We start from the raw sequence: 21806 nt of genomic DNA, 5'->3' as shown, positions 1-21806 counted from the left end.
CCCTACGCCCCGGCCCGCGACCGGTGCGCCACATACGCCAGCGTCCCCAGCAGCAGCCGGGCCGCCGGAGGCCGGGTCGCGCTGTCCAGCGCCGGGGGCCGCAGCCAGCGCACCGGACCGAGGCCGCCGCGGTCGGAGGGCGGGGCGGTGATGTACGTACCCGGACCGAGACCGCGCAGGTCCAGGGCGGCGGGGTCGTCCCAGCCGAGGCGGTAGAGCAGCCGGGGCAGCTCGGCGGCGGCGCCGGGGGCGACCAGGAAGTGCGCGCGGCCCTCGGGAGTCGCGGCGACCGGACCGAGAGGCAGCCCCATGCGCTCCAGGCGGACCAGGGCGCGGTGCCCAGCGGGCTCGGCCACCTCGATCACGTCGAACGCGCGGCCCACCGGCAGCATCGCCGAGGCGCCCGGCACCTCGGCCCACGCCCGGCCCACCTCGTCCAGCGTGGCCCCGGCGGGTACCGGTGCGGCGAACTCCAGCGGATGCGCGCCCGGCGCGGCGCAGTCCGTGCGCCCGCAGGAGCAGACGCCCCCGACGGCCCGCGCGCCCGGAACCACGTCCCAGCCCCACAGGCCCGTGAACTCGGCGACGGCCGTGCACTCCGACGAGCGGCCGCGCCGACGCGTGCCGGAGCGGATCTCCCGAATGCCGCCGATCGTGAAGCCCATGCCCCCTCCAACGGGTCCAGCGCGCCGGTGGTTACGAACCGGAGCGAGATGGAAGCGGAACGTGACGCTACGACATCCGCCTTCCCGGGGTGCCCCGGGAGCAAGGCGGCGCGTCGTGGCGCGGCGGGTGGTGCGCGGGGTTCCATGCGCCCCCGCGCACTCCGCTCCGCCCACTTCCGTCCGTCCTATGTCAAGTGAATCGCGAGGACGCGATCGTGAGTTCATTCGAAGGGGTGGCGAATGGTGGCGTTTCAAGGATCGCCGTGGTTGGAAGGGTGATCGTGGGGTTACTGTGAGTATGCGAGCCCCGGGGGCACTTGCCTCCGTGGGTATGCCGGAGGCAAGTCGTCAGCTCGTTCGAAGGGTGAGAACCGCCGGACGGGGGGCCGTATTTACCGGCATTCTGATAGGGCTTGGCGCACGGCGACAGGGTTTCAGGGATGGGGGCGTTCCAGTGGGCGGCAACGGCGGAGGCGGGACGAACGCTGACAAGCGCCCCAACGAGCTGCTCGGCTCGTGGTTCGTGCGCAGCGGCTGGTCGAAGGGCGAGCTGGCCCGTCAGGTGAACCGCAGGGCCCGCCAGCTCGGCGCCAACCACATCTCGACCGACACCTCGCGCGTGCGCCGCTGGCTCGACGGGGAGAACCCGCGCGAGCCCATCCCGCGCATCCTCTCCGAGCTGTTCTCCGAGCGCTTCGGCTGTGTCGTCTCCACCGACGACCTCGGCCTGCGCGTCGCCCGCCAGTCCCCGTCCGCCACCGGCGTCGACCTGCCCTGGACCGGCCCGCAGACCGTCGCCCTGCTCAGCGAGTTCTCCCGCAGCGACCTGATGCTCGCCCGCCGCGGCTTCCTCGGCACCTCGCTCGGTCTGGCCGCCGGACCCGCCCTGGTCGAACCCATGCAGCGCTGGCTGGTGCCCTCGCCCTCCTCCTCGCTGCCCCCGGGACCCGACCCGCTGCACGACTCCCGAAGGCCGGGGCGGCTCTCCCGGCCCGAGCTGGAACTGCTCGAGTCCACCACCCGGATGTTCCGCCAGTGGGACGCCCAGTGCGGCGGCGGACTGCGCCGCAAGGCGGTCGTCGGCCAGCTCCACGAGGTCACCGACCTCCTCCAGGAGCCCCAGCCCGAGGCCACCACCCGCCGCCTCTTCAAGGTCGCCGCCGAACTGGCCGAGCTGGCCGGCTGGATGTCGTACGACGTCGGTCTCCAGCCCACCGCGCAGAAGTACTTCGTCCTCGCCCTGCACGCCGCCAAGGAAGCCGGGGACAAGCCCCTCGGGTCGTACATCCTCTCCAGCATGAGCCGCCAGATGATCCACCTCGGCCGGCCCGACGACGCCCTGGAGCTGATCCACCTCGCGCAGTACGGCAGCCGCGACTGCGCCGGGCCCCGCACCCAGTCCATGCTGTATGCGATGGAGGCCCGCGCCTACGCCAACATGGGCCAGCCCGGCAAGTGCAAGCGCGCCGTCCGCATGGCCGAGGACACCTTCTCCGAGGCCGACGAGTGGGACGAGCCGGACCCCGACTGGATCCGCTTCTTCTCCGAGGCCGAACTGCACGGCGAGAACAGCCACTCCTTCCGCGACCTCGCCTACGTGGCGGGCCGCAGCCCCACCTACGCCTCCCTCGCCGAACCCCTCATGGAGCGCGCGGTCGAGCTGTTCGCCAAGGACGACGAGCACCAGCGGTCCTACGCGCTCAACCTCATCGGCATGGCCACCGTGCACCTGCTCCAGCGCGAGCCCGAGCACAGCACCGAGTACGCCAAGCGCGCGATGGACATAGCCCGAAAGGTCCGCTCCGAGCGCGTCAACACCCGCATCCGCAAGACGGTCGACACGGCCGTACGCGATTTCGGGGACCTCGCCGTCGTGGTCGACCTCACCGACCAGCTCGCCAGCGACCTCCCGGAGTCCGCCGAGGCGGTCTGAGCCCGGCACCCCTGCCCCGGCCGCGGCCGGTCCTCCCGAACTGCCCGACTCGGCTCCCCCATGCCAGGTCATCGAGAGGCCGGACGCGGCCGGTTTCTCGTCCGCGCCCGCCTCCGGCAGATGGTTGCGTCACGATAACGATCGCCGCGGCCGCCATCCGGCAATTCATCCACGCGTAACACGCGAGGTGCCTTCGTCACCCCGGTGAAACAGCGAGGGGCGCCCACCGAAACCGCGCTGCGTCAGTCTCGTGGCCCATAACCGCCCCCCTCAACCGACCGGACCGCTCAGGCACCGCCCGCACGGGGCCGTACCCACCGATGAGGAGACGCCGATGGCTCCAGCCATCACGCTTGCGGCGGAGGCACCCAAACTGTCCTCCGCGAACACAGGCTTCATGCTGATCTGTTCCGCCCTGGTGCTGCTCATGACCCCGGGCCTGGCCTTCTTCTACGGAGGCATGGTCCGCGTCAAGAGCACCCTCAACATGCTGATGATGAGCTTCGTCAGCATCGGGATCATCACCATCCTCTGGGTGCTCTACGGCTTCTCCCTCGCCTTCGGCTCGGGCTCCCCGTTCATCGGGTGGAACGCCGACTGGATCGGCCTCAGCGACATCGGCCTCACGGAGCTGTGGCCCGGGTACACCATCCCGGTCTTCGTCTTCATGGTCTTCCAGATGATGTTCGCCATCATCACCCCGGCCCTGATCAGCGGCGCCCTCGCCGACCGCGTGAAGTTCACCGCGTGGGCCCTCTTCGTCGCCCTGTGGGGCACGATCGTCTACGTCCCGGTCGCCCACTGGGTCTGGGGCGCGGACGGCTGGGCGTACAAGCTCGGCGTCATCGACTTCGCCGGCGGTACGGCGGTCCACATCAACGCGGGTGCCGCCGCCCTCGGCGTCATCCTCGTCATCGGCAAGCGCGTCGGCTTCAAGAAGGACCCGATGCGCCCGCACAGCCTGCCGCTGGTGATGCTCGGCGCCGGTCTGCTGTGGTTCGGCTGGTTCGGCTTCAACGCCGGCTCCTGGCTCGGCAACGACGACGGCGTCGGCGCGCTGATGTTCGTCAACACCCAGGTCGCCACCGCCGCCGCCATGCTCGCCTGGCTCGCCTACGAGAAGATCAAGCACGGCACGTTCACCACCCTCGGCGCCGCCTCCGGCGCGGTCGCGGGCCTGGTCGCCATCACCCCGTCCGGCGGCGCCGTCTCCCCGCTCGGCGCGATCGCCGTCGGCGCCATCGCCGGTGTCGCCTGCGCCGCCGCCGTCGGCCTGAAGTTCAGGTTCGGCTACGACGACTCCCTCGACGTCGTCGGCGTCCACATGGTCGGCGGCATCGTCGGCTCCCTGCTCATCGGCTTCTTCGCCACCGGCAAGGGACAGTCCGCCGCCACCGGCGTCTTCTACGGCGACCACAGCTTCGACCAGCTCTGGAAGCAGTGCGCCGGAGTCTTCGCGGTCCTCGCCTACTCCCTCGTCGTCTCCGCCGTCCTCGCCTTCCTCCTCGACAAGACCATCGGGATGCGCGTTTCCGAGGACGTCGAGGTCTCCGGCATCGACCGCGCCGAGCACGCCGAGACCGCATACGACTTCAGCGGAGCGGGCGGCGGAGTCGTCGCCGGCGCTCCTGCCACGGCCGCTTCGCCCAACAAGAAGGTGGACGCATGAAGCTGATCACCGCGGTCGTCAAGCCGCACCGCCTCGACGAGATCAAGGAGGCACTCCAGGCCTTCGGCGTCCACGGGCTCACCGTCACCGAGGCGAGCGGCTACGGCCGCCAGCGGGGTCACACCGAGGTCTACCGGGGCGCCGAGTACACCGTCGACCTCGTCCCCAAGATCCGCATCGAGGTGCTGGCCGAGGACGACGACGCCGACCAGCTCATCGACGTCGTCGTCAAGGCCGCCCGCACCGGCAAGATCGGAGACGGCAAGGTCTGGTCCGTGCCGGTCGACACGGCCGTACGGGTCCGCACCGGCGAGCGCGGTCCGGACGCGCTCTGAGCACGACGAGACGAACAGGAGCCGCTGGGTGACGCGTACGGATGACCGGGATGACCGGAAAGAAGCGGACGACTCGGGACGACCCAGCGGCTACGCGGCGGCCCGGCTGCGCCTCCTCACCGAGGGGGAGCGGCCCGGGCCGCCGCGCCGGGCGGCCCTCGCCGAACTGACCGACGACTGGCTCGCCGGACTCTTCGGAGCCGCCGCACCCGGCATCAAGGGCGTCTCCCTCGTCGCCGTCGGCGGCTACGGACGCGGCGAACTCTCCCCGCGCAGCGACCTCGATCTCCTGCTGCTGCACGACGGCAGCGACCCCACCGCCGTCGCCGCCCTCGCCGACCGCCTCTGGTACCCCGTCTGGGACCTCGGCCTCACCCTCGACCACTCCGTGCGCACCCCCGCCGAAGCCCGCAAGACCGCCGGCGAGGACCTCAAGGTCCACCTCGGCCTCCTCGACGCCCGCCACCTCGTCGGCGACCTCGGCCTCACCGCAGGACTGCGCACCGCCGTCCTCGCCGACTGGCGCAACCAGGCGCCCAAACGCCTGCCCGAACTCCAGGAACTGTGCACCGAACGCGCCGAGCGCCAGGGCGAGTTGCGCTACCTCCTCGAACCCGACCTCAAGGAGGCGCACGGCGGACTGCGCGACGCCACCGCCCTGCGCGCCGTCGCCGCCTCCTGGCTCGCCGACGCACCCCGCGAGGGCCTGGCCGACGCCCGCCGCCGCCTCCTCGACACCCGCGACGCCCTCCACCTCGTCACCGGCCGCGCCACCGACCGCCTCGCCCTCCAGGAACAGGACCAGGTCGCCGCCGAACTCGGCCTCCTCGACGCCGACACGCTGCTCCGCCAGGTCTACGAGGCCGCCGGGATCATCTCCTACGCGGGCGACGTCACCTGGCGCGAAGTGGGCCGCGTCCTGCGCTCACGCGCCGTACGCCCCCGACTGCGCGCCATGCTGGGCGGCGGGAAACCGCCCGTCGAGCGCTCCCCGCTGGCCGAGGGCGTCGTCGAGCAGGACGGCGAGGCCGTCCTCGCCCGCGCCGCGCGCCCCGAACGCGACCCCGTCCTCCCGCTGCGCGCCGCGGCCGCCGCCGCCCAGGCAGGGCTCCCGCTCTCCCCGCACGCCGTGCGCCGGATGGCGGCCCTCGCCCGCCCGCTGCCGACCCCCTGGCCCGCCGAGGCCCGCGAACAGCTCGTCACCCTGCTCGGCTCGGGCCGCCCCACCGTCGACGTCTGGGAGGCCCTGGAGTCCGAGGGCCTGATCAGCCGGCTGCTCCCCGACTGGGAGCGGGTCCGCTGCCGCCCGCAGCGCAACGCCGTCCACGTCTGGACCGTCGACCGGCACCTCATCGAGACCGCCGTCCGCGCCTCCGCCCTCACCCGCCGCGTCAGCCGCCCCGACCTGCTCCTCGTCGCCGCCCTGCTGCACGACATCGGCAAGGGCTGGCCGGGCGACCACTCGGTGGCCGGCGAGATCATCGCCAAGGACGTCGCCGCCCGCATCGGCTTCGACCGCGCCGACGTGAGCGTGCTCTCCGCCCTCGTCCGCCACCATCTGCTCCTGGTCGAGACCGCCACCCGGCGCGACCTGGACGACCCCGCCACCGTCCGCGCCGTCGCCGAGGCCGTCGGCACCCAGAGCACCCTGGAACTCCTGCACGCCCTCACCGAGGCCGACGCCCTGGCCACCGGCCCCGCCGCCTGGTCCTCCTGGCGCGGCTCCCTCGTCGACGACCTCGTACGCCGTGTCGCGGCCGTCCTCGCCGGGGACACCCCCGACGAACCCGACCCCGGCGCCCCCACCGCCGAACAGGAACGCCTGGCCATCGAGGCCCACCGCACCGGCGGTCCCGTCCTCGCCCTGCGCGCCCAGACCGAGCCCCAGGTCGCCGACGAGCACTCCGGCGAACCCGAGCCGCTCGGCGTCGAACTCCTCATCGCCGTACCCGACCAGCCCGGCGTCCTGCCCGCCGTCGCGGGCGTCCTCGCCGTGCACCGGCTCACCGTCCGCACCGCCGAGCTGCGCGCCCTGCGGCTGCCCGACGCCGTCGAGGCGGGCGACGAGGGCTCCGTCCTGCTCCTGGACTGGCGCGTCGCCGCCGAGTACGGCTCGCTGCCCCAGGCCGCCCGCCTCCGCGCCGACCTGGTCCGCGCCCTGGACGGCACCCTCGACATCACCGGCCGCCTCGCGGAGCGGGACGCCGCCTACCCCCGCCGCCGCGGCTGGCCCGCCCCACCGCCCCGCGTCACCGTCGCCCCCGCCGCCTCCCACCACGCCACGGTGATCGAGGTCCGCGCCCAGGACGCCCCGGGCCTGCTCTTCCGCATCGGCACGGCCCTGGAGAAGGCGGGCGTACGGGTGCGGAGCATGCACGTGAGCACGCTGGGGGCGAACGCGGTGGACGCCTTCTACGTCACGACGGGGACGGGGGCGCCGTTGCCGGGGGAGGACGCGGCTTCGGTGGCGCGGATGCTGGAGGAGACACTGCGGGCGTGACTTTTCGAGCGTGGCACGCGTTCACCGGAGGTGCTCCCCGTCGGCGCGGGGGTGATCCGGGTCTCCTGACAGAGGCCGGCATGGATGCGACGTGCTCCCCGCAGGCGCCGGGGTGCGCCCCCGCCCGCCTCCTGTGCCCGGTAGGCGGGGACGATTTACTTGCAGGGCCGGATACCCTGGAGGGCAGCCCAGACCACTCCAACCCCGAGGACCGACGCCACCGTGTTCGATACCCTCTCCGACCGTCTCAGCGCGACGTTCAAAAATCTCCGCGGCAAGGGCCGGTTGTCCGAGGAGGACATCGACGCCACGGCCCGCGAGATCCGCATCGCGCTCCTCGAAGCGGATGTCGCCCTCCCGGTCGTCCGCTCGTTCATCAAGAACGTCAAGGAAAGGGCGCTCGGCGCCGAGGTCTCCCGGGCGCTGAACCCCGCCCAGCAGGTGCTCAAGATCGTCAATGACGAGCTGATCACCATCCTGGGCGGCGAGACCCGCCGTCTCCGCTTCGCCAAGCAGCCCCCCACCGTGATCATGCTGGCCGGTCTCCAGGGTGCCGGTAAGACCACGCTCGCGGGCAAGCTCGGCCGGTGGCTCAAGGAGCAGGGTCACTCCCCGCTGCTCGTCGCCTGCGACCTCCAGCGCCCCAACGCCGTCAACCAGCTCAGCGTCGTCGCCGAGCGCGCCGGTGTCGCGGTCTACGCGCCCGAGCCGGGCAACGGCGTCGGCGACCCGGTCAAGGTCGCCAAGGACTCCATCGACTTCGCGAAGTCCAAGGTCCACGACATCGTGATCGTGGACACCGCCGGCCGCCTGGGCATCGACCAGGAGATGATGCAGCAGGCCGCGGACATCCGTGACGCGGTCTCGCCGGACGAGATCCTGTTCGTCGTCGACGCGATGATCGGCCAGGACGCGGTCAACACCGCCGAGGCGTTCCGCGACGGCGTCGGCTTCGACGGCGTGGTGCTCTCCAAGCTCGACGGTGACGCCCGCGGTGGTGCCGCCCTGTCGATCCGCCAGGTCACCGGCAAGCCGATCATGTTCGCGTCCAACGGCGAGAAGCTGGACGAGTTCGACGCGTTCCACCCGGACCGGATGGCCTCCCGCATCCTCGACATGGGTGACCTGCTCACCCTGATCGAGCAGGCGGAGAAGACGTTCAGCCAGGAAGAGGCCCAGAAGATGGCCTCCAAGCTGGCGTCGAAGAAGGGCCAGGACTTCACCCTGGACGACTTCCTGTCCCAGATGGAACAGGTCAGGAAGATGGGCAGCATCTCCAAGCTGCTCGGAATGCTCCCCGGCATGGGCCAGATCAAGGAGCAGATCAACAACATCGACGAGCGCGACGTGGACCGCACGGCCGCGATCATCAAGTCGATGACCCCGGCCGAGCGCCAGGACCCGACGATCATCAACGGTTCCCGCCGCGCCCGTATCGCCAAGGGTTCCGGTGTCGAGGTCAGCGCGGTCAAGGGCCTGGTGGAGCGCTTCTTCGAGGCCCGCAAGATGATGTCGCGCATGGCCCAGGGCGGCGGGATGCCCGGTATGCCGGGGATGCCGGGCATGGGTGGCGGCCCCGGCCGCAGCAAGAAGCAGCCGAAGAAGGCCAAGGGCAAGCAGCGTTCGGGCAACCCGATGAAGCGCCAGCAGCAGGAGCTGGAGGAGGCCAAGCGCCGCGAGGCCGCCGCGCAGGGTGGAGGCGCCTTCGGTGTCCCGCCGCAGCAGGGTGGCCAGGACTTCGAACTGCCCGACGAGTTCAAGAAGTTCATGGGCTGACCGAGCCCGCCTACGACCTCCCCGAGGGCGCCCTTCTTCACGAGGGGCGCCCTCGCGCGTGAGGGGACGGGTCAGGGCACGCGGGCTATCAGGTACCGGAAGACGTTCGGCATCCACACGATGCCGTCCGCCCGCAGATACGGATGCAGCGCCTCCGCCAGCTCCTTCTCCACCTGCTTGCGGTCGGTCGCCGCGATCGCCGCGTCGAACAGACCGGTCGACAGCAGCCCGCGTACGGCGCTGTCCGGGTCGGCGTAGCCGAAGGGGCACGCGACCCGCCCCGAGCCGTCCGGCCTGAGGCCCGCACGCTGGGCGACCTCCTCCAGGTCGTCCCGGCGGCCCGGGCGCCGGCCGCGCACGCCGTGCAGCGGGTCGGCCAGTTTCGCGGCCACGCCCAGGACGGCGGAGGTCGCGCACCGCTCCGGCGGCCCCCAGGCGGTGAGCACGACGGCCGCGCCGCGCGCCGCGAGGGGAAGGGCGTCGGCCAGCAGCGCCCCGAGGGAGTCGGCGTCGCCGGGGCGGCAGCCGATGGAGTCGAAGACGGTGATCAGGTCGTAGCCGGGCGCGTCCGCCCGGGTGGGCAGGGTGTCCAGCAGCCAGGGGCCCGGGGCGGCCGTGTCCGCGCCCCGCGCCGCGTCCGGCGCCAGGCGGTCACGGGCGAGCGCGAGCCGTTCCGGTGCGGAGTCGGCCCCGGTGACGGTGGCGCCCCGCGCGGCCGCGAGCAGCAGGGCGAGCCCGGAGCCGCAGCGCAGGCCGAGCAGCCGGGTGCCGGGTCCGACGTCGAGTCGTTCGTACACACTCTCGTAGAGCGGTTCCCACATGCGCTCCTGGATCTCGGACCAGTCGCGCGCGCGTGCTCGGGGGTCCGCGCCGGGTGGTGCGGAACCCGCGTGGGACAGGTGCTCCCGCACGAGCGTAGGTGTCATAGGTAAGCGCCCCAATCGCCGACAGTTCGCGTACGTGCCCGTGGGCGTGGCCCCCCGTGGTCGTGCGCGCACTCCACGTATGCCAGGTAACTCCGGGCGCGCGGCGGCGTCCAGTGGTTGCGGCGTCCGGCTTGGGAGGTGTGGGCGTGTGTGGCGAGATTTCACGCCCCCGCAACCTGAGGGGCGGGTGCGGGGCGGTGGGCGGGCACCGGTAGCCTCACGGAGGCCGGTAGCCCTGCTGAGCACCGGCTTGGTACGAGCTGTGCGGCTTCTCCGCAGATCGCCGTACCCGCCCCGCGTCGGCCGCATCGTCGGCAACTGACGGGTAGGTGCAAATTATTTGAGATGCCCCGGAATAGGAACACGAGGGCACCCACGCTCGTTGTCATTACGTGAGCACGACACAGACACCACCTGTCCTCGCCGCGGAGCTGGCGCAGGCGTGGGCCGACATTCAGCGGTACCACCCCGAGCTGCCGGACCTCGCCGCGCCGGAATCCCTGATCGGGGAGTCGTCGTCCGCGTGCGGACACGAGCTCTCCTTCGAGCGACTGCTGCACGAGGCAGTCCACGGCATCGCCGCCGCCCGGGGTGTCCGCGACACCTCGCGCGCCGGCCGCTACCACAACCGCCGCTTCCTGGCCGTCGCCGAGGAACTGGGCCTGGACCACCCCGAGGAGCCGCATCCCAGCAGCGGTTTCTCGCTGGTCACGCTCAATCCCGAGGCCAAGCGGCGGTACCGTCCGACCATCGAACGCCTCCAGCGCGCGCTGAAGGCGCACACGGTGGCCACGTCCGCCGACACCGCCCGCTCCTTCCGGGGTCCTGCCGCCCGGCACGGCTCCTCCGGCGGAGGCGTCCGCGTCAAGGCCGTCTGCGACTGCGGCCGCAACGTCCGCGTGGTCCCCTCGGTCCTCGAACAGGCCCCCATCGTCTGCGGCGGCTGCGGCAAACCCTTCCGCATCCCGGAACCGGTAGCAGCGGCGAGCTGATGACACGGCTGCTCGTGGCAGCCGTGTCGTCCCTGCGGGCGGCCGTGCCCCAGGGTGGCGCGGGCGGGCGCAGGGGTGCGGCACAGGGCGCCCTGTAGGCACGTTCGAGATCGCCAACCCCGTCCCGGAGAGCCCCGCGGGGTATGGCACAATGTCTAGCTGTACTCGACAGTCGCACAGGACCCCTCTCTCCTCCGGCTGACGCGTCCATCGGGCACTCGGGTACCGCAACCCCACGCGGCAACTCCGCCGTGCCCAACACGTCAAAACCTGGAGAACTCACTCCCGTGGCAGTCAAGATCAAGCTGAAGCGTCTGGGCAAGATCCGTTCGCCTCACTACCGCATCGTCGTCGCCGACTCCCGTACCCGCCGTGACGGCCGGGCCATCGAGGAGATCGGCAAGTACCACCCGACCTACAACCCGTCGGTCATCGAGGTGGACGCCGACCGCGTCGCCTACTGGCTGGGTGTCGGCGCGCAGCCGACCGAGCCGGTTCTCGCCATTCTGAAGAAGACCGGCGACTGGCAGAAGTTCAAGGGCGAGCCGGCTCCCGCGCCGCTGCTCGTCGCCGAGCCGAAGCCGGCCCGCCCGTCGTTCGAGGCGCTCGGTGGCGACACCGAGGGCAAGGGTGAGGCCATCACCCAGAAGAAGAAGGCTGAGAAGAAGGACGAGGCCGCTGCCGAGTCCGAGTCGACCGAGGCCTGAGCACCATGCTCGAAGAGGCGCTTGAGCACCTCGTGAAGGGCATCGTCGACAACCCTGACGACGTGCAGGTCGCCTCGCGCAACCTGCGCCGCGGGCGCGTGCTGGAGGTCCGGGTGCACCCCGACGACCTCGGCAAGGTGATCGGTCGCAACGGCCGTACCGCGCGTGCCCTGCGCACCGTCGTGGGCGCCATCGGCGGCCGTGGTGTCCGTGTCGACCTGGTCGACGTGGATCACGTCCGCTGACGCATCACAGCAATCCGGCTCGGGCCGGGGAGGGCCACTGGGCCGTCCCCGGCCCGTAGTCGTATGACAGGAGAATTGGACTCGTGCAGTTGGTAGTCGCACGGATCGGCCGTGCTCATGGCATCAAGGGCGAGGTCACCGTCGAGGTGCGTACCGACGAGCCGGAGCTGCGGCTCGGGCCGGGCGCCGTCCTGACCACCGACCCGGCCTCGGCCGGGCCGCTGACCATCGCCTCGGGCCGCGTCCACAGCGGCCGTCTCCTTCTGCGCTTCGAGGGGGTGAACGACCGGACCGGAGCCGAGGCGCTGCGCAACATCCTGCTGATCGCCGACGTGGACCCGGACGAACTCCCCGAGGAGGAGGACGAGTACTACGACCATCAGCTCATGGACCTCGACGTGGTCACCGCGGACGGCACGGAGATCGGCCGGATCACCGAGATCTCCCATCTGCCCTCGCAGGACCTGTTCATCGTCGAGCGCCCGGACGGCAGCGAGGTCATGATCCCCTTCGTGGAGGAGATCGTCCGCGAGATCGACCTGGCGGAGCAGAAGGCCGTCATCACGCCCCCGCCCGGCCTGATCGACGACCGCGCCGAGATCGCCTCGTCCCGGGACGAGGACGCATGAGGCTCGACGTCGTCACGATCTTCCCGGAGTACCTGGAGCCGCTGAACGTCTCCCTCGTGGGCAAGGCGCGGGCCCGGGGCCAGCTCGGCGTGCACCTGCACGACCTGCGCTCCTGGACGTACGACCGGCACAACACGGTGGACGACACCCCCTACGGCGGCGGCCCCGGCATGGTCATGAAGACCGAGGCGTGGGGCGACGCCCTGGACACCGTCCTGGCCGACGGCTACGAGTCCGGCGCCCAGGCCCCCGCGCTGATCGTCCCGACGCCCAGTGGCCGTCCCTTCACCCAGGAACTGGCCGTCGAGCTGTCGACGCGTCCCTGGCTGATCTTCACCCCGGCCCGGTACGAGGGCATCGACCGGCGCGTGACGGACGAGTACGCGACCCGGATGCCGGTCTACGAGGTCTCCATCGGCGACTACGTGCTCGCGGGCGGCGAGGCGGCCGTCCTGGTCATCACGGAGGCCGTGGCGCGGCTGCTCCCCGGTGTCCTGGGCAACGCCGAGTCCCACCGGGACGACTCCTTCGCGCCCGGCGCGATGGCGAACCTCCTGGAGGGGCCCGTCTACACCAAGCCGCCGGTGTGGCGCGGCCGGGACATCCCCGAGGTGCTGCTCAGCGGCCACCACGGCAGGATCGCCCGCTGGCGCCGCGACGAGGCCCTGCGCCGTACGACCCTCAACCGGCCCGACCTGATCGAGCGGTGCGACCCGAAGGTCTTCGACAAGAAGGACCGGGAGATGCTCTCGATCCTGGGCTGGGCTCCCGATCCCGAAGGGGTGCCGTTCGGGCGATTTTGGCGCAGGACCGGGAGCGTGGAAGAATAGTCCGCTGTTGTGCGTCCGTCCGGCGTGCGCCCCTGCCACAGGGGGACACGACGCCCGTTCCGACCCGCACGGCAGACCCTGTTGTTCCACCTAGCTTCCGTTGATGACCTGTGGCATCAGCGAAGAAAGCAGACGAAATGTCTCACCTGCTCGACTCCGTCGACGTCGCGTCGCTGCGCAGCGACATCCCGGCCTTCCGCCCGGGTGACACCGTCAACGTCCACGTGCGCGTCATCGAGGGCAACCGCTCCCGTGTGCAGCAGTTCAAGGGCGTCGTGATCCGCCGCCAGGGCTCCGGTGTCCGCGAGACCTTCACGGTCCGCAAGGTCTCGTTCTCCGTCGGCGTCGAGCGCACCTTCCCGGTGCACACCCCGATCGTCGAGAAGATCGAGCTCGTCACCCGTGGTGACGTGCGCCGCGCCAAGCTGTACTACCTCCGTGAGCTGCGCGGCAAGGCCGCGAAGATCAAGGAGAAGCGCGACAACTGAGTGCCTTCCCGGAGTCACAACGGGGCCGGATAGCATCTGGCCCCGATGGACACCGAAGCACAGCAGACGGAACGCGACCGCACCTCCCCGCCCGGGACCCCGGGTGAGGAGGAGCGGTCGCGTTTCGCGTTGGTGGAGCGGACCGCCGGGTGGCTGCCGGGCGGCCGCGTCACCCTGACCGCCCTGGCCTGTCTGGTCTTCCTGCTCCTCCTCAACGCGTTCGTCGTGCGGCCGTTCCAGATTCCGAGTGGATCGATGGAACCGGGATTGAGGATCGGGGACCGCGTACTCGTAAATAAGTTGGCGTACCGTTTCGGTGCCCAGCCGCACCGCGGCGACGTGGTCGTCTTCGACGGCACCGGGTACTTCGGCGACGCCGACTACATCAAGCGCGTAGTGGGGGTGGGTGGCGACCATGTCGTCTGCTGCGACAAGAAGGGGAGGATCGAGGTGAACGGCCGGGCGGTCGACGAGACGGCGTTCCTCCATCCCGGGAACGCACCGTCCGGTGTGCCCTTCGACGTCGTGGTGCCCGGGGGAAGGCTGTTCCTCCTCGGTGACCACCGCAGCCGCTCCAGCGACTCCCGCGACCATCTCGGTTCGCCGGGCGGCGGCATGATCCCGGTCGGCGCCGTCGTCGGCCGGGCCGACTGGATCGTATGGCCGTACGACCGCTGGACGCGTCTGAAGCGTCCCGCCGCCTACGCGCGCGTGCCGGCCGCGGAGGGCACGCATGGGTAGTCGTGGAAGGCCGCGCGGGGTGCCCGGCGCCTCCGCCGAGGAGCTGCTGCCCACCGGGGTGCGGCGCGCCACCCGGCCCGCGCCGGGCAGATCGCGCGCGGAGCGGCGCAAGCTCCAGCGCAAGGTCAAGCGCAAGCGCAGGCGTTCGGCCGTCCGCGAGATCCCGCTGCTGATCGGCGTCGCCGTCCTCATCGCGCTGGTCCTGAAGACCTTCCTGGTGCAGGCGTTCGTGATCCCCTCGGGCTCCATGGAGCAGACGATCCGGATCGGCGACCGCGTGCTGGTCGACAAGTTCACGCCGTGGTTCGGCTCCGAGCCCAAGCGCGGGGACGTGGTGGTCTTCCACGACCCGGGCGGCTGGCTGAACGACGAGCAGACGCCGAAGAAGAACGACCCCGTCGGCGTCAAGCAGTTCAAGGAGGGTCTGACCTTCATCGGCCTGCTGCCCTCCGACAACGAGAAAGACCTGATCAAGCGGGTCATCGGGGTCGGCGGCGACCACGTCAAGTGCTGCGACGCGGACGGCAAGGTCACGGTCAACGGCGTCCCCCTGTCCGAGACCGACTACCTCTATCCCGGCAACGCCCCCTCCACCATGCCCTTCGACATCACGGTGCCCAAGGGGCGCCTGTGGGTGATGGGCGACCACCGCGGCAACTCCGCCGACTCCCGCTACCACCAGAACACCTCTTACGGCGGCACGGTCGCCGAGACCTCGGTGGTGGGCCGCGCCATGGTGATCGGCTGGCCGTTCGCCCACTGGACGCGCCTGGAGGAACCTAAAACCTTCGCAAGCGTCACCGACTCCGTGTCGGGAACGGCTGCCGCCCCTCGCCCGTCGCATAGGGTTGCCTCGGACGACCCGAACGGAATGACCCGGCTCCCGACCCCTGCGGAACTCCCGCTCGTTATGGGAGTGGTGGGCCTGCACCGGCTCCGGGGCAGGCGGCGGCAGAGAGTGAGGAGTTGGCGTGGGGGATGTGGCGGTTGGCGCACGGTCCGGGCACGACGGCGAGGAGCACGGCGGACAGTCCGCGGCGTCCGGAGCCGAGGCCCAGGCCGGCGCGGTGAACTCCGCGAACGGCTCCGCGGCGGACGGTGACGGCACCCCGCCCGAGGGCCGTTCGCACGGTGGGGACGAGGCCGGGCACCGGCCGAACAAGCCGCGCTCCTTCTGGAAGGAACTGCCGATCCTGGTCGGCATCGCGCTCGTCCTCGCCCTGTTGATCAAGACGTTCCTGGTGCAGGCGTTCTCGATCCCGTCCGACTCGATGCAGAACACCCTCCAGCAGGGTGACCGCGTCCTGGTGGACAAGCTCACGCCGTGGTTCGGCTCCCAGCCCGAGCGCGGTGAGGTCGTGGTCTTCCACGACCCGGACAACTGGCTGCAGGGCGAGCCGACGCCGGAGCAGAACGCGATCCAGAAGGGTCTGAGCTGGATCGGCCTCATGCCGTCCGCCGAGGAGAAGGACCTCATCAAGCGCGTCATCGGCGTCGGCGGCGACACCGTCGAGTGCAAGAACGACGGCCCCCTGAAGGTCAACGGCAAGGCGCTGAACGAGCCGTTCGTCTACCCGGGCAACACCCCGTGCAGCGTGGACGACGAGGGCGGCCAGTTCAAGGTGACGGTCCCCCCGGGCTACATCTGGGTGATGGGCGACCACCGTCAGAACTCGCGGGACTCGCGCTACAACCAGATGGACAAGCACCACGGCATGGTCCCGGTGAAGGACGTCGTCGGACGCGCGATCGTCAAGGCGTGGCCGATCAACCGCTGGGGCACGCTGCCCATCCCGGACACCTTCGACCAGCCCGGCCTCGGCGACCAGACTTCCGCCGCCGCGTCGCTGCCGTACGCCCCGCCCGCCGCCGCCCTCGCGGGCGTCCTGCCGCTGGCCGTGTGGCGCCGCCGCCGCGGCCGCGCCACGGCGGGCGAGGAGAAGTAGGAAGCAGTAGTACGACAGGGACCGCGCTTTCCCGCCGCCCCGGGCGGTGCGCCCCGGACACCGGATCTTCACCGGTTCCGGGGCGCACCGCCCTCGCGGTGTCCGGGGCCGGTGTGCTATCCAGGCCGGATCGTGCTTCGCCGGGCAGGCGGCGGGCCGGAAACGGGAGACGACTCATGGGTAGTGCCGCACGCGGCGGCGAAGGCTCGGGCGGCGGCGTCGGCGGGGTGCTCTCGGGCATCGCGGTGGCCCTCGGCCTCGTGCTCTTTCTGGCCGGGTTCGGCTGGGCGGCGCTGGTGTACCGGCCGTACACCGTGCCCACCAGCTCGATGACCCCGACCATCGACGCGGGCGACCGGGTGCTGGCGCAGAGAGTCGACGGCGCCGATGTCCGGCGCGGTGACGTGGTCGTCTTCCGCGACAAGAGCTGGGTCACCAACGCCGACGTGGTCAAGCGCGTGGTCGCGGTCGGCGGCGACAAGGTCGCCTGCTGCACCGACGGCAAGCTCACGGTGAACGGCAAGCCGATCGAGGAACCGTATCTGCCCAAGGGCACCCAGGCGGAGATCGGCGGCATCCCGACCGTCACCGTGCCCAAGGGCCGCCTCTTCCTCCTCGGTGACGAGCGGCAGGGCTCGCTGGACTCCACCGCCCATCTGACCGACGCGGCCGGCGGCACGGTGGCCCGCTCCGCCGTCTCTGCCCGGGTGGACTCCGTGATCTGGCCGATGAAGGGCATGATCGCGCGGCCCACGGGCTTCGAGACGCTGGGGAGGCTCTCGCAGCCGGGGCCGCTGCGCTCCATCGAGCTGATGATCGTCGCGGGCGCGGTGCTGGTGCTGGCGGGCGGCGCGTACGGGCCGATCGCGGGGCGGCTGGGCCGCTCGCGCGCCCGGACCGAGCCGGAGGCCGTCGGTGCCGCCTGAGAGCTACGGGCGGGGCGAGGAGAGGGCCGCGGACGGCGTGGACGACGGCGGGCGCGAGGACGGCTCCGCGGGCGGGCTGCGGCGGGTGGCACGGGTCGTGCTGCTCGACCCCGAGGACCGCGTCCTGCTGCTGCACGGGCACGAGCCGGACGATCCGGCCGACGACTGGTGGTTCACCCCCGGCGGCGGTCTGGAGGGCGACGAGACGCGTGAGCAGGCCGCGCTGCGGGAACTGGCCGAGGAGACCGGGATCACCGACGTCGAACTCGGACCGGTGCTGTGGCGGCGCCGCTGCTCGTTCCCGTTCGCGGGGCGCCGCTGGGACCAGGACGAGTGGTACTTCCTGGCCCGTACGGCCACGGCGGCCGAGAGCGTGCCGGGCGGCCTGACCGAGCTGGAGCGGCGCAGCGTCAGCGGAGCACGCTGGTGGACGTGCGGGGAACTGGCCGACGCCCATGAGACGGTGTATCCGACCAGACTCGCCGGGCTGCTGCGCACGCTGCTCGACGAAGGTCCCCCGGCCGGCCCCGTGATCCTGGACACCGAAATCGTCTGAGGGTCCGCGGGACTGGCGCACAATGGGGGGATCGCACGGCTGAAGGGGATGCCATGAGCGCCGAGGACCTCGAGAAGTACGAGACCGAGATGGAGCTGAAGCTCTACCGGGAGTACCGCGACGTCGTCGGTCTGTTCAAATACGTGATCGAGACGGAACGGCGCTTCTACCTCACCAACGACTACGAGATGCAGGTGCACTCGGTCCAGGGTGAGGTGTTCTTCGAGGTGACCATGGCGGACGCCTGGGTCTGGGACATGTACCGCCCGGCCCGGTTCGTCAAGCAGGTCCGCGTCCTCACCTTCAAGGACGTGAACATCGAGGAGCTGAACAAGAGCGATCTGGAGCTGCCGAGCGGCTGACGGGCGGGGGCACCCGGAGCCCTGCGCTCGGGGTCGTCCCCCATACGGGTGGCGGAGTTCTCCACAGCCGCCGGACGGTCCACCAAGATCCACTTTGCTGGGGGATCTGCGTGACGGTGGGCGCCGGAGGTGGTGCCGACATGAGCAAGGCACGCAGTGGACTCGGCAGGTACGGCGAGGATCTGGCCGCGCGGCGGCTGACCGAGGCCGGGATGAGCATCCTGGAGCGCAACTGGCGCTGCGGACGCTCCGGTGAGATCGACATCGTGGCCCGCGACGGGGACACGCTGGTCGTCTGCGAGGTGAAGACCCGCAGGGGCGGCGGCTTCGAGCATCCGATGGCCGCCGTCACCCCGCGCAAGGCACGGCGGCTGCTCGGCCTCGCCGAACGCTGGGTCCATTCGCACGGAGGCGCCCCGCCCGGCGGCGTCCGCGTCGATCTCGTGGGCGTCCTGCTGCCCCGCCGGGGCGCGGCCGCCGTGGAGCACGCGCGGGGGGTGGCCTGAGATGGGTTTCGCCCGTACGTGCTCGGTGGCCCTGGTCGGTGTCGAGGGCGTCGTCGTGGAGGTCCAGGCCGACCTGGAACCCGGGGTCGCGGCCTTCGCCCTGGTCGGGCTGCCGGACAAGAGCCTCACGGAGAGCCGGGACCGGGTCCGCGCCGCGGTGGCGAACTCCGGCGGCGAGTGGCCCCAGAAGAAGCTCACCGTCGGCCTCAGCCCCGCCTCGGTGCCGAAGGGCGGCTCCGGCTTCGACGTGGCCGTGGCCTGCGCGATCCTCGGCGCCGCCGAACGGATCGATCCCCGGGTCCTGGCCGACATCGTGATGATCGGCGAACTCGGTCTGGACGGCCGGGTCCGGCCGGTGCGGGGCATTCTGCCCGCCGTGCTGGCCGCCGCCGAGGCCGGATACCAGCAGGTGGTGGTCCCCGAGTGCGCCGCCGCCGAGGCCGCGCTGGTGCCCGGGGTGTCCGTCCTCGGGGTGCGCACCCTGCGGCAACTGATCGCCGTCCTCGCCGACGAACCCGTGCCCGACGAGGAACCGGACACCGAGGGCCGCCCCGACCCGCTCCTGGCCGGGCTCAGGATGCCCGGCACCGGCGCCTCCGCCGCCCTGCACAGCGCCGGAGCCGCCCAGCAGGACCAGGGCCACGACCTGGCCGACGTGGTGGGCCAGACCTCGGCCCGCACCGCCCTGGAGGTGGCCGCCGCCGGAGGCCATCACCTCTTCCTCGAAGGCCCGCCGGGCGCGGGCAAGACCATGCTGGCCGAGCGGCTGCCCGCCGTGCTGCCCCGGCTCAGCCGCGAGGAGTCCCTGGAGGTCACCGCCGTGCACTCGGTGGCCGGACTGCTGCCCCCCGGCAAGCCGCTGGTCGACGTGGCGCCGTACTGCGCCCCGCACCACTCGGCGACCATGCAGTCCCTCGTCGGCGGCGGCCCCGGCGTCGCCCGGCCCGGCGCGGTGTCCCTGGCCCACCGAGGGGTGCTCTTTCTGGACGAGGCGCCCGAGTTCCACAGCCAGACCCTGGACGCCCTGCGGCAGCCCCTGGAGTCCGGGCACGTGGTGATCGCGCGCAGCGCCGGGGTGGTGCGGTTCCCGGCCCGGTTCCTGATGGTCCTCGCGGCCAACCCGTGCCCCTGCGGACGCTTCTCCCAGCGCGACTCGCTGTGCGACTGCCCGCCGTCCGCGATCCGGCGCTACCAGTCCCGGCTGTCCGGGCCGCTCCTGGACCGGGTGGACCTGCGTGTCGAGGTCGACCCGGTCACCCGGGCCCAGCTCACCGGCCCCGGCGCCCGGGGCGAGTCCACCGCGAGCGTGGCCGAGCGGGTGGGCGCGGCCCGTGAGCGCGCGGTGGCCCGGCTGGCGGGCAGTCCCTGGCGCACCAACAGCGAGCTCCCCGGCCGTGAGCTGCGCACCCGCTTCCACGCGCGGCCCGGCGCGATGGACGAGGCCGAGCGCGGCCTGGAGCGCGGAGTCCTCACCGCGCGCGGCATCGACCGGGTGCTCCGGGTCGCCTGGACCATCGCCGACCTGGCAGGCCACGACCGCCCCACGGCGGACGACGTCCGCCTGGCCCTCCAACTGCGCACGGGCGTCCCCCGGGGCGTGCCCATGGCTATCGGGGCGTCGGCGTGAGCGCGGGAGGGGACGGCCTCGGGGAACCTCCGGAGAAGGACGCCGATGACGGCCTCCCGAGCGCATCCTCCGGGGAGGCACCCGGCGACGACGACCGCATCGCGCGGGTCTTCCTCACCCGGGTCGTCGAGCCCGGTGACGAGACGGCCGGGCGCTGGCTGCGGCGGTTCGGCGCCCCGGAGGTGGTCAGACGGCTCCAGGGCGGCGGGCGACCGTTGCCCGGGGTCGGGCCGAAGCGCTGGCAGGGGCTGCTCGCGCGCATCGAGGAGGCCGAGCCCGAGCGGGACCTCGCCGTCGCGGAGGAGTCGGGGGCGCGGTTCGTGTGTCCCGGCGACACCGAGTGGCCCGCCCAACTCGACGACCTCGGGGACGCGCGCCCCGTGGGGCTGTGGGTGCGGGGGCGGCCGGGCCTGAGGATGTGGGCGCTGAGATCCGTCGCGGTCGTGGGGGCGCGGGCCTGCACCGAGTACGGCGCCCACACGGCCGCCGCCCTCGCCGCGGGGCTGGCCGAGCGCGGCTGGGTGGTGGTCTCCGGCGGGGCCTACGGCATCGACGGTGCCGCCCACCGGGGCGCTCTCGCGGCCGACGGAGCCACCGTCGCCGTCCTGGCCTGCGGAGTGGACCGGCCCTATCCGCGCGGCCACACCGCGCTGTTCGACCGGATCGCGGAACAGGGGCTGCTGGTGGGGGAGTTGCCGCCGGGCGACCATCCGACGCCGAGCCGGTTCATCGTGCGCAACCGTGTGATCGCGGCGCTCACGAGAGGAACCGTCGTCGTGGAGGCCGCGTGCCGCAGCGGTTCGCTGGCCACCGCCCGGGCCGCTCAGCGGTTGGGCAGATCGACGATGGGAGTGCCCGGTCCGGTCACGAGCGCCCTGTCGGCCGGGGTGCACGAGCTGCTGCGCGGCGAGGCGTTCCTGGTCACCGACGCCGCCGAGGTGGCCGAGCTCGTCGGCGCCATCGGCGAGCTGGCCCCGCCCCGGCGCGGCCCGGTGCTCCCGCGCGACCTGCTGGAGCCGGCCGCCCGCGAGGTGCTCGCCGCGCTGCCCGGCGACCGCGCGGCGGGCGCCGGGGAGATCGCGCGCGGCGCGCGGACCACACGGGAGGAGGCGGTCGCGAGACTGTACGAGCTTCGAGCGCTTGGCTTCGTCGAACGACACGACGACGGCTGGAAGTTGACACGCCAGGCGGTGACCGCGGTCCGGACCGGGCCCGCCCCGGGCTGACCGGCGGGTTCGGCCGTCCGAGGGAATGCCCCTACACCCTTGGGTTTTCCCGGAGTTGGCGCCCCGGACGGCTCACGGCGACCCGGCCCCGGGGTGCGGGAAGGCGGCCGGCGGAGGGGGTTCGCGCGCGGGTGGTGCCTCGCTGTTCGCACACCGCGACAGCTCAGTCACGCTACGCTCACGAAGTCTCGGGCGAGGATCGCGCGACCCGGCACCGGTCC

The 21806-nt window shown here is 72.1% G+C and carries 22 protein-coding genes; 20 read left to right on the top strand and 2 right to left on the bottom strand.

Annotated elements, in window-relative coordinates; all coding sequences use genetic code 11:
• Positions 1–2 precede the first annotated feature (2 nt).
• Entirely contained in the window at positions 3–665 is a 663-nt protein-coding gene (locus tag ACWEEU_RS24630) for a bifunctional DNA primase/polymerase (protein WP_451734981.1), read from the bottom strand.
• Positions 666–1119: 454 nt separating this feature from the next.
• Between ACWEEU_RS24630 and nsdA the strand changes: the two genes are divergently transcribed.
• The 5 genes from nsdA (at position 1120) to ffh (ending at position 8878) form a co-directional block, all read left to right on the top strand.
• Positions 1120–2598, top strand: coding sequence for a transcriptional repressor NsdA (gene nsdA, locus ACWEEU_RS24625; protein WP_385750008.1), 1479 nt, complete (start codon positions 1120–1122; stop codon positions 2596–2598).
• 334 nt (positions 2599–2932) lie between these two features.
• Complete coding sequence (locus ACWEEU_RS24620) at positions 2933–4267, top strand: ammonium transporter (RefSeq protein WP_451734979.1); 1335 nt, start codon at positions 2933–2935, stop codon at positions 4265–4267.
• Complete coding sequence (locus tag ACWEEU_RS24615; protein WP_199585309.1) at positions 4264–4602, top strand: P-II family nitrogen regulator; 339 nt, start codon at positions 4264–4266, stop codon at positions 4600–4602. The genes ACWEEU_RS24620 and ACWEEU_RS24615 overlap by 4 nt, the downstream gene beginning before the upstream one ends.
• Before the next feature lie 28 nt (positions 4603–4630).
• Positions 4631–7102, top strand: coding sequence for a [protein-PII] uridylyltransferase (locus ACWEEU_RS24610; protein ID WP_451734977.1), 2472 nt, complete (start codon positions 4631–4633; stop codon positions 7100–7102).
• A gap of 222 nt (positions 7103–7324) precedes the next feature.
• Positions 7325–8878, top strand: a complete 1554-nt coding sequence (gene ffh / locus ACWEEU_RS24605; RefSeq protein WP_385750001.1) for a signal recognition particle protein — start codon at positions 7325–7327, stop codon at positions 8876–8878.
• Between the two features lie 71 nt (positions 8879–8949).
• Here the strand turns inward: ffh and ACWEEU_RS24600 are convergent, their stop codons facing one another.
• Positions 8950–9804, bottom strand: a complete 855-nt coding sequence (locus ACWEEU_RS24600; protein ID WP_451734974.1) for an SAM-dependent methyltransferase — start codon at positions 9802–9804, stop codon at positions 8950–8952.
• 392 nt (positions 9805–10196) lie between these two features.
• On the opposite strand from ACWEEU_RS24600, the gene ACWEEU_RS24595 reads away from it, so the two are divergent.
• The 15 genes from ACWEEU_RS24595 to dprA all read left to right on the top strand — a co-directional run bounded on the left by ACWEEU_RS24595 (position 10197) and on the right by dprA (position 21585).
• The gene (locus ACWEEU_RS24595) at positions 10197–10796 is read left to right on the top strand and encodes a hypothetical protein (RefSeq protein ID WP_385749996.1); all 600 of its coding nucleotides are present in this window, start codon (positions 10197–10199) and stop codon (positions 10794–10796) included.
• Between the two features lie 287 nt (positions 10797–11083).
• Positions 11084–11503, top strand: coding sequence for a 30S ribosomal protein S16 (rpsP, locus tag ACWEEU_RS24590; protein WP_199585300.1), 420 nt, complete (start codon positions 11084–11086; stop codon positions 11501–11503).
• A 5-nt stretch (positions 11504–11508) separates the two neighbouring features.
• Positions 11509–11748 carry an RNA-binding protein gene (locus tag ACWEEU_RS24585; RefSeq protein WP_003973401.1) on the top strand — a complete coding sequence of 80 codons (240 nt, stop codon included), beginning with the start codon at positions 11509–11511 and terminating at the stop codon, positions 11746–11748.
• Between the two features lie 83 nt (positions 11749–11831).
• Entirely contained in the window at positions 11832–12377 is a 546-nt protein-coding gene (gene rimM, locus ACWEEU_RS24580) for a ribosome maturation factor RimM (protein ID WP_385749993.1), read from the top strand.
• Positions 12374–13207, top strand: a complete 834-nt coding sequence (trmD, locus tag ACWEEU_RS24575; RefSeq protein WP_451734971.1) for a tRNA (guanosine(37)-N1)-methyltransferase TrmD — start codon at positions 12374–12376, stop codon at positions 13205–13207. Before rimM ends, trmD begins: the two co-directional genes overlap by 4 nt.
• Before the next feature lie 137 nt (positions 13208–13344).
• The gene (gene rplS / locus ACWEEU_RS24570) at positions 13345–13695 is read left to right on the top strand and encodes a 50S ribosomal protein L19 (RefSeq protein ID WP_366803823.1); all 351 of its coding nucleotides are present in this window, start codon (positions 13345–13347) and stop codon (positions 13693–13695) included.
• 45 nt (positions 13696–13740) lie between these two features.
• Positions 13741–14436 carry a signal peptidase I gene (lepB, locus tag ACWEEU_RS24565; RefSeq protein WP_385749987.1) on the top strand — a complete coding sequence of 232 codons (696 nt, stop codon included), beginning with the start codon at positions 13741–13743 and terminating at the stop codon, positions 14434–14436.
• Positions 14429–15538: a signal peptidase I gene (gene lepB / locus ACWEEU_RS24560; protein WP_385749984.1), complete on the top strand. Its 1110-nt coding sequence runs from the start codon at positions 14429–14431 to the stop codon at positions 15536–15538. Before lepB (ACWEEU_RS24565) ends, lepB (ACWEEU_RS24560) begins: the two co-directional genes overlap by 8 nt.
• Positions 15504–16382: a signal peptidase I gene (gene lepB / locus ACWEEU_RS24555; RefSeq protein ID WP_451734969.1), complete on the top strand. Its 879-nt coding sequence runs from the start codon at positions 15504–15506 to the stop codon at positions 16380–16382. Before lepB (ACWEEU_RS24560) ends, lepB (ACWEEU_RS24555) begins: the two co-directional genes overlap by 35 nt.
• A 176-nt stretch (positions 16383–16558) precedes the next feature.
• Positions 16559–17308, top strand: coding sequence for a signal peptidase I (lepB, locus tag ACWEEU_RS24550; RefSeq protein ID WP_385750586.1), 750 nt, complete (start codon positions 16559–16561; stop codon positions 17306–17308).
• Positions 17309–17345: 37 nt separating this feature from the next.
• Positions 17346–17864, top strand: a complete 519-nt coding sequence (locus tag ACWEEU_RS24545) for an NUDIX hydrolase (protein ID WP_385750595.1) — start codon at positions 17346–17348, stop codon at positions 17862–17864.
• A gap of 53 nt (positions 17865–17917) precedes the next feature.
• Positions 17918–18226 carry a DUF2469 domain-containing protein gene (locus tag ACWEEU_RS24540; RefSeq protein WP_018544766.1) on the top strand — a complete coding sequence of 103 codons (309 nt, stop codon included), beginning with the start codon at positions 17918–17920 and terminating at the stop codon, positions 18224–18226.
• 110 nt (positions 18227–18336) lie between these two features.
• Positions 18337–18732 carry a YraN family protein gene (locus ACWEEU_RS24535; protein WP_385750584.1) on the top strand — a complete coding sequence of 132 codons (396 nt, stop codon included), beginning with the start codon at positions 18337–18339 and terminating at the stop codon, positions 18730–18732.
• 1 nt (position 18733) lies between these two features.
• A complete protein-coding gene (locus ACWEEU_RS24530; RefSeq protein WP_385750581.1) occupies positions 18734–20359 on the top strand; it encodes a YifB family Mg chelatase-like AAA ATPase in 1626 nt (541 codons plus the stop codon).
• 98 nt (positions 20360–20457) lie between these two features.
• On the top strand, positions 20458–21585 hold the full coding sequence (gene dprA / locus ACWEEU_RS24525) for a DNA-processing protein DprA (protein ID WP_451735033.1): 1128 nt from the start codon (positions 20458–20460) through the stop codon (positions 21583–21585).
• Positions 21586–21806 lie beyond the last annotated feature (221 nt).

The sequence above is a fragment of the Streptomyces sp. NPDC005004 genome (assembly GCF_053600675.1).
This window is presented reverse-complemented; position numbering and strand designations above follow the sequence as displayed.